The organism is Accumulibacter sp. (genome assembly GCF_031732815.1).
Taxonomy (GTDB): Bacteria; Pseudomonadota; Gammaproteobacteria; order Burkholderiales; family Rhodocyclaceae; genus Accumulibacter.
Map to the genome: position 1 here is coordinate 30872 of NZ_JAVMKF010000318.1, position 7605 is coordinate 38476.

General features: G+C 64.8%; 9 protein-coding genes. 3 read left to right on the forward strand and 6 right to left on the reverse strand.

Annotated elements, in window-relative coordinates; translation table 11 throughout:
* The first annotated feature begins 230 nt into the window (after positions 1–230).
* Positions 231–788 carry a 1-acyl-sn-glycerol-3-phosphate acyltransferase gene (locus RKP46_RS19500; protein WP_311108160.1) on the forward strand — a complete coding sequence of 186 codons (558 nt, stop codon included), beginning with the start codon at positions 231–233 and terminating at the stop codon, positions 786–788.
* A gap of 86 nt (positions 789–874) precedes the next feature.
* On the opposite strand, the gene RKP46_RS19505 is transcribed toward RKP46_RS19500, so the two are convergent.
* Both RKP46_RS19505 and RKP46_RS19510 read right to left on the reverse strand, forming a co-directional pair.
* Complete coding sequence (locus RKP46_RS19505) at positions 875–1201, reverse strand: hypothetical protein (RefSeq protein ID WP_311108161.1); 327 nt, start codon at positions 1199–1201, stop codon at positions 875–877.
* A gap of 17 nt (positions 1202–1218) precedes the next feature.
* Positions 1219–2220 (reverse strand): TerC family protein, encoded by a 1002-nt coding sequence (locus RKP46_RS19510; RefSeq protein ID WP_311108162.1) that lies wholly within the window; start codon positions 2218–2220, stop codon positions 1219–1221.
* Positions 2221–2689: 469 nt separating this feature from the next.
* On the opposite strand from RKP46_RS19510, the gene RKP46_RS19515 reads away from it, so the two are divergent.
* On the forward strand, positions 2690–3517 hold the full coding sequence (locus tag RKP46_RS19515) for an alpha/beta hydrolase (RefSeq protein WP_311108163.1): 828 nt from the start codon (positions 2690–2692) through the stop codon (positions 3515–3517).
* Between the two features lie 28 nt (positions 3518–3545).
* A complete protein-coding gene (locus tag RKP46_RS19520; protein WP_311108164.1) occupies positions 3546–4598 on the forward strand; it encodes a sensor domain-containing diguanylate cyclase in 1053 nt (350 codons plus the stop codon).
* A 63-nt stretch (positions 4599–4661) separates the two neighbouring features.
* Here RKP46_RS19520 and RKP46_RS19525 read toward each other — a convergent pair whose 3' ends face one another.
* The 4 genes from RKP46_RS19525 to RKP46_RS19540 all read right to left on the reverse strand — a co-directional run.
* Positions 4662–5309: a LysE family translocator gene (locus RKP46_RS19525; protein WP_311108165.1), complete on the reverse strand. Its 648-nt coding sequence runs from the start codon at positions 5307–5309 to the stop codon at positions 4662–4664.
* 50 nt (positions 5310–5359) lie between these two features.
* Positions 5360–6253 carry a heme o synthase gene (cyoE, locus tag RKP46_RS19530; protein WP_311108166.1) on the reverse strand — a complete coding sequence of 298 codons (894 nt, stop codon included), beginning with the start codon at positions 6251–6253 and terminating at the stop codon, positions 5360–5362.
* 210 nt (positions 6254–6463) lie between these two features.
* Positions 6464–7102, reverse strand: coding sequence for an SCO family protein (locus tag RKP46_RS19535; protein WP_311108167.1), 639 nt, complete (start codon positions 7100–7102; stop codon positions 6464–6466).
* An 80-nt stretch (positions 7103–7182) separates the two neighbouring features.
* Positions 7183–7605, reverse strand: a 423-nt coding sequence (locus RKP46_RS19540; protein WP_311108168.1) for a cbb3-type cytochrome c oxidase subunit I, incomplete at its 5' end; no start/stop codon positions are given.

Sequence of the window (7605 nt, forward strand, 5' to 3'; positions counted from 1 at the left end):
TCTACGCTCGGGAAGAGCCCTGGCGCGTCCTGCCCAGCACTGGTCGATCCCGCAAGCCCCCGGTCGCCCGCGGCAGCGAACACGCAAGCGGCGTGCACGCGCGCCAGGCAGCGCTTCCCGACAATCCGCGCAAGCAGAGTGGCTCGCCCGAGCGAAGCATTGCGGGCACCGCGCTCGCCCTTGCGCGCAGCACAGCGCAAAAACGACGCCGACTGGGTTAAAGTGCGCGGATGTTGAGAAAGCTGGCCGCTCGTCTGCTCGCCTGGAACGGCTGGACCCTGCACGAACCGCCGGAGCGGCCGGCGCGCGCGGTCCTCGTCGCCTACCCGCATACCTCCAACTGGGACGCGCTCTACGCCTTGCTGGCCAAACTTGCACTTGGCCTGGAAGTGCGCTGGGTGGCCAAGGATTCGCTGTTTCGCTGGCCTTTCGCGCGTTTGCTGCGCCGCCTGGGAGGTATCCCGGTCAATCGTCGCGTGCGCAATGGCTTCGTCGCCCAGATGGCAGCGCAGTTTGCCACGCAGCCGCGGCTGCTTCTCGTCCTCGCACCGGAAGGGACGCGCGCACTGACCGCCGGCTGGAAAAGCGGCTTCTACCGCATTGCACTGGCAGCCGACGTCCCGCTGGCGCTCGGTTTCGTAGACTATGCGCGCCGGCAGACCGGCATCCTGGCCTACCTCACGCTGAGCGGCGATCCCGCCGTCGATATCGCTGCGATCGCCCGCCACTACGTCGATCGCCCGGGCCGACGTCCGGCACTGGCATCACCAATCCGCTGGCTCGACTGAGCAGCGCGCCAGCAGGCCGGAAACGCTGGCTGGCGCGCGCCGGGCGCGCTGCTCGTCGGCAACCGTGTCTTGTCTTGGCGGCGCGCCTAGCCGAGAACGATGACCTGCAGCTTCTCGCGCAGACTGAGGCTCGCCCACCAGCGCAAGCCGTTGTCGCGCAATGCTTTTCCAGCCGCGCTCAGGGTCAGCCGACGGACGCCGAGTTCGCTGCGCGCGATTTCCGCCAGGTAGCCACCGTCCATCAGGTAGCGCGCGATCGCCGGCTGCACTTGCTGACCACCGAGCGTCCAGCGCGTACCGTAGCCGTCGGCATCACCCTCGAGCATGAGCAGCAACTCACCGCGCCCGATCAAGCGCAGGACGCCGAGCGTTTCGGCGCGCGCTGGAATGATCGCGTCTGGCCGCTCGCTCACTCGGCGCGCGCCTGGCCTCAGCCGGCCTTGCCACCGGGCGCAGCGTCACCGCCCGGACGGCCGGCGTGCGCCTCCTTGCGCAGGGAAAGGACGATCGAAGTAGAAATGATCGCGGCCACGACCAGCAGCGAGATGAGCACCGGAATCTTGAAGATGTCGATGAGCAGCATCTTGACTCCGATGAACATCAGTACCAGCGCCAGGCCATACTTGAGCAGTGAGAAGCGGTCCGCCATGTCGGCGAGCAGAAAGTACATCGCGCGCAGACCAAGAATCGCGAACACGTTCGAGGTCAGAACGATGAAGGGGTCGGTGGTGATCGCGAAGATGGCCGGAATCGAGTCGACGGCGAAGATCAGGTCTGAGAATTCGACGAGAGCGAGGACCAGGAAGAGCGGTGTCGCGTAGCGCACCAGTTGGCCGGCCTCCTGCCGCATCACGAAGAAGCGCTCGCCATCGAGCTCGTGCGTGACCTTCATATGCCGGCGAATCCAGGCGATCACCGGGTTCTTCGCGAGATCAGGTTGCTCGTCAGCGAACCACCACATCTTGATCCCGGTAATTACCAGGAACGCGCCAAAGACATAGAGGATCCAGTGGAATTTGGCGATCAGCCAGACTCCGGCAAAGATCATGATCGTGCGCATGACGATCGCGCCGAGTACGCCAAAAATGAGGACGCGCTTCTGCAGCTCGAGCGGAATCGCAAAGAAGCTGAAGAGCAGCAGCCAGACGAACACGTTGTCGACGGCGAGCGATTTCTCGATCAGATAGCCGGTGATGTACTCCAGCGTTTTCTCGTTGGCAATCTCGCGTCCGGCACTATTGTCGAGATACCACCAGAGCGCACCGGCAAAGAGCAGCGAGACCGCCACCCAGATGCAGGACCAGGTTGCCGCCTCCCGGAACGAAACGCGGTGCTGCTTGCCGCCGCCGACCAGCAGAAGGTCGATCGCCAGCATGACCAGAACGACGGCGGCAAAGCCCGCCCACATCCACCAGGTGCCAATTGTTTCCATTGTCAGTGCTCCAAAGTACTTACCCATACACGGCCGCGTCGTGCGGCAGCCCTTTTGTCCAGCGCTCGCGATGCCGGCCAAAATGCGGGTAACGGACCTTCGCCTGCGCGGCAAAGGTCTTGCTCGCGGCCCACAGTCGAATCCCTGTCGGCCGCCCAACGAACCGGGCAGGTCTGATCACCCTGCCGTACTGACGATGCGTTGGCGGAGAGCTACTCCCCCTTGGAACAGGCGTATCGTACCTATCCGCACAACCACAGTCAACTATCGTCCAAGTCCCTGGCGAGAACAGGCACGCTGGACAGAAACCGACGGACGGCCCGCTCGTCCGGCTGGTCACCGACCCGCCGGAGTCTGCCGTGAGCGGCAGACCTCCACTTCAGCCCGCGCGCGTGGCCGAGGTTGCGCCGGTTGACTTTACGCGGGTACACTTGCAGCGCATGTTGACCCTACGCCGAGCAGCCTGAGCATGCCCTTCATCGAGGTCGCCGGACGACGACTGGAGTATTTGCGCCTCCCGGCGCAACGGGGGGGTCGTCCGCCCCTCGTTTTGCTGCACGAAGGCCTGGGCAGCGTCGCCATGTGGCGCGACTTTCCGGCGCAGGTGGCCGCGGCGACCGGCTGCAGCGTGCTGGTCTGGTCGCGCCTCGGCTACGGGAACTCGGATCCGCTGCCCGCTCGGCGGACAGCGCGCTACATGCACGACGAGGCGCACCTGGGACTGCCTCCCTTGCTCAGCGCCTTGCACATCGAGCGTCCGATTCTCATCGGCCATAGCGACGGCGGGTCGATTGCCCTGCTGCACGTGGCCCACCCAACGGCGCGTGTGGCGGGCGTCGTCGTGCTGGCACCGCACGAGTTCGTCGAGGAACAAGCGCTCGCCGGCATCCGGCGCGCCGGCGAACTTTACGCAACAACCGACTGGCCGCAGCGACTGGCACGTTTCCACCGCGACCCGGATGCGGTCTTTCGCGCCTGGCACGATATCTGGCTGGCCCCCGAGTTCCGCGCCTGGGACATCACCGACTGCCTGCCGCAGATCACCTGTCCGTTGCTCGCCATCCAGGGCTGCGAAGACGAGTACGCGACGATGCGACAGATCGAGTGCATCGCCGAACGCGCACCCGATGTCGAACTGCTCGCCCTGCCAGACTGCCGCCATTCGCCGCACCGGGACCAGCCGCAGGCGGTGATCGCGGCCATCGCCCGCTTCGTCGACCGCGTCGCCGCTGCCGGCAGGGTCGCGCAGGACGGCCGAACCAACGGTGCGCATGGGCAACCGGCGGGATTCGCCTGACCGCATCTTTGCCTTAAAGGAGAAGAGAATGATCGTTGGCGACGCCTATACGATATTGAAACGCCTGGTCGACATCACCGCGCCTTACCTGGGTGACGACTTCCTGACGACGAGCGTCGCCGCGGTTGGTCAGCTATTCAAAGCCGATATGGTTTTCGTCACGCGCTTGCTCGACCATCCACCGACGCGCGTGCGCGTCCTGGCGGCTTGGCAGGACGGCGACCTGCGCGATAGTTTCGAGTTCGATCTGGTCGGAACGCCATGCGAAATGGTGTTCGACGGCGCGCCGGTGGTGATTCCCGGCGACGTCTGTCGGAACTTTGCGGCGGAGAAGACAAGCACCTTCGAAAGCTATGTCGGCATTCCGCTCTGGGGCCCGAACGGCGAGATGATCGGGCACTACGCGATCATTTCATCGCAACGGATTGCGACACCAGCAGAGGGCGAGGTGCTGCGCGAGATCGCACAAATCTGCGCCCACCGCTTCGAAGCGGAGGCTTGGCGGCTGCTGATCGAAGCCGAAAAGGAGGCGGCTTTTCACCAGTTGCAAGAGGTCAATGCACGCCTCGAGCAGGAAGCGATCACCGACTTTCTGACCAAGCTTTACAACCGCCGCCACTTCAGCCGGCGTTGCAGCGAAGCATTCGCGCGGATGCGGCGCGGCGGCGAGCATTTTGCCCTCATCCTGTTCGACGTCGACCATTTCAAGCTGGTCAACGATACCTATGGCCACGACGCGGGCGACAAAGTGCTGATCAGCGTGGCCGAGATCCTGCGCCGCAACACGCGCGACAACTTGGAGATCCTCGGGCGGGTCGGCGGCGAGGAATTCGCCGTGCTTTGTCTGGGCAACCCGGATGCCGCGGCCGCCTGCCTGATCGCCGAGCGCCTGCGCCAAGCGGTCGCCACGCAAACCATCGAGCTGCCTGCCGGCCGGCTGACGGTCACCGTGAGCGCGGGTCTCGCTCGCCCCGAAGCGCCCGACGAGTCCTGGGAAAGCGTCTATGCACGCGCCGACCACGCACTCTACCGCGCCAAGGAAAGCGGTCGCAATCGAGTCTGCTCCGCCGACGACGCGTGAATCATGCACCGGGCGCGCCTGCGCCAGCCGCCCCGACGCTGCCGCCGAACGAGCCGACGGTTCCTATTTGTTCGCTGCGCGCGAGCCGGCAAGTGCGGTGAACAGCCCCAGACCGATAAACATCAGGCCACCAAGCGCCCGCCCCAGATCACTGCCGCGGCCGCCGCGCAAGCGCGGGGCAAGCACGCCGGCAGCCAGCGCGTAGGCGCTGTCGGTGAGCGCCGCAATGGCGACGAAAACGGCACCCAGGGTGACGCTCTGCACGACGAAAGGCGCGCCCGGGCTGAGGAATTGGGGCAGGAACGCAGCAAAGAAGACGGTCGTCTTGGGGTTGAGCAAGGCGACGACGAAACCGTCCCGAAAAACGCGATTCAGCGAAGATGGCGCGGCAACCGCCAGCGCCGGCGCAGACGGGCGCGAGCTGAGCATGCGGACGCCCAGATAGACGAGATAGAGCGCGCCGGCGTACTTGACAATCGAAAAAGCCAGCGCGGACGCGGCAAACAGAGCTGCCAGCCCGAGCGAAGCCGCCAGCGCGTTGCCCAGGTTGCCAAGCGCCACGCCGAAGACCGACAGCAAGCCGTGCCGCCGACCCTGCACGAGGCTGCGTGTAACAATGTAGAGTACGCCCGGCCCGGGAGTCAGCGCAAGAACGAGGCTCGAGACGAGAAACGCCGAAAATAGCGGCCAGGGTGGCAACAGCTCAGTCATCGCAGCCGGTCCCGCAAAGGCGGCCGCCCGCCGCTGCGACTGGCGTCTCGCTAGCGCAACGCATGGTCGACCAGCAGTGCTGCAAAGAGCAAGGCGAGGTACATGATCGACCAGCGAAAAGTCTTCGCTGCGGCGCGATCGGAATAGTTCCGCCAGACGATCCACGCGTAGGCGAGAAAGACGCCATCGAGCGCCAGCGCGGCAAGAAGGTAGAGGACCCCGCTCATCCCGACGGCAAAAGGCAGCAGCGTGACGAAAGTCAGCGCGACGGTATACAGGAAGACGTGCCGGCGAGTGTATTCGGCACCGTGCGTCACCGGCAGCATCGGCAAACCGGCGGCCGCATATTCGCGCGCGCGGTAGAGCGCCAGCGACCAGAAATGCGGCGGCGTCCAGACGAAGATAATCAGGAAAAGCAACCAGGCCTCGATCGGCGTCTGACCGGTGACCGCCGCCCAGCCGAGAACCGGCGGCATCGCCCCGGCCGCACCGCCGATGACGATATTCTGCGACGTGCGCGGTTTCAAGTAGATCGTGTAAATCAGCGCATAGCCGACGAAGGTGCCCAGCGTTAGCCACATGGTAAGCGGGTTCACCAGCCGATAGAGCAGCGAGAGACCGACGCCACCGAGCACGCCGGAAAAGAAGAAGGTCTCGAAGACACCAACCTCCCGGCGCGGCAGCGGGCGCGTCCGCGTGCGCGCCATGGCCGCATCGATGTGCTCTTCAATCAGGCAATTGACCGCCGCGGCTGCGCCGGCAACGAGCGCGATTCCGGTAGTCGCAGCGAGCAGAATGGGCAGCGCTACCATGCCCGGCGTCGCCATGAACATGCCGATTACCGCGCAGAAGACGATCAACCAGACCACCCGCGGCTTGGTCATCGCGGCAAAGGCACGCAGGCGATCGAAGGAGGTAGTGAGGACGGGATTGGCAGGCTTCATCGACGGAGCAGCAAGCATTGGCAGGCGTTGTTTTTTGGGAGTCGAGTGTAACACCAGATGGATCGCGCCAAGCATCCGCCCGGCGCCAGCCTCTGGCGGTCGGCCGGCGACCGCCGCCGGGCACCGCACGAGCGGTGCGCACGGCCGTCGGCCAGAAACCGTTCGCGCCTGGAAACGAACATCATGGACTGGAGCTTCCCGGCCAGCGGCTCAGCGAACGAGCGCCGGATAATCGACCAGCATGCGCGCCAGATCTTGCGGCGGCGAGAAAACCGCCTTCAGGCGCCCTTGCGGATCGATCAGGTAGATGGCTGCGCTGTGGTCGACCAGATAGCCTGAGCTCGTGCCCTGCTCGTGGCGCAAGTAATAGACCCCAAGATGTTTGACCAGCGGCGCCAGCGCTTCGTCGCTACCCGTGACGCCAAAGAAGTCGGCATCAAAGGCAGCCGTGTAGTTCTTCAACGTCGCCGGCGTGTCGCGTGCCGGATCGAGCGAAACCATCACCACCTGCGGCGCGGCGATCGAACGTTCGGCCAGCTTGGCTTTCAGTTCCTTGAGCAAGAGCAGCGCGGTTGGGCAGACATCCGGGCAGAACGTGTAGCCGAAGAACATCAGCGTCCACCGTCCGGCAAGCGCCGAATTGTCGAAGCGGCCGCGCGCACCGAGCAGCGAAAAGGCCGGCAGCGGCTTTTCGTCGTTGAGCACGGTGGCCGAAGAGAGGCGCGCCTGGCGGGGATCGAAAGCCGGTACCGGAGGAATCTGCTCGACGCCTCGCCAAATCAGCCAGGCAGCAATGAGAACGAGGATCACCCCGCCGGCGACGAATCCGAGCGCACGAGCTTTGTTCATTCGGATCGGTCGTCAAGCATCGCGACAGCAGAAAAAGGGCGCCCGCAGGCGCCCTGGCAGAGCACGCTGAACACGGCGGGTCAGCGCTTGCCGTATGCGTACGGCGTCCACTCCTCGCTGACCGACGGCGGCGTCGGCCAGTTGCCGTGCGGCGGCGGCGAGACCGTCGTCCATTCGAGCGACATCGAGCCCCACGGATTGTCGCCCGCTGGCTGTCCCTTGGCGGCGCCAACGATCCAGTTGATCAGCGCGATCGCAAAGCCGACGCCGAGAATCACAGCACCGATCGTCATCAACTGATGTGCGCCCTCGAACTGGGAAAAATGCGCATAGTCGTAGTAGCGCCGCGGCATTCCCTTGACGCCGATGTCCATCATCGTCCAGAAGACGATATTGGTGCCGACGAAAGTGATCCAGAAGCCGACCTTGCCCCAGAACTCGTTGTACATGCGGCCGGTAACCTTCGGGAACCAGTAGTAGACGCCGGCGAAGATCGAGAACGT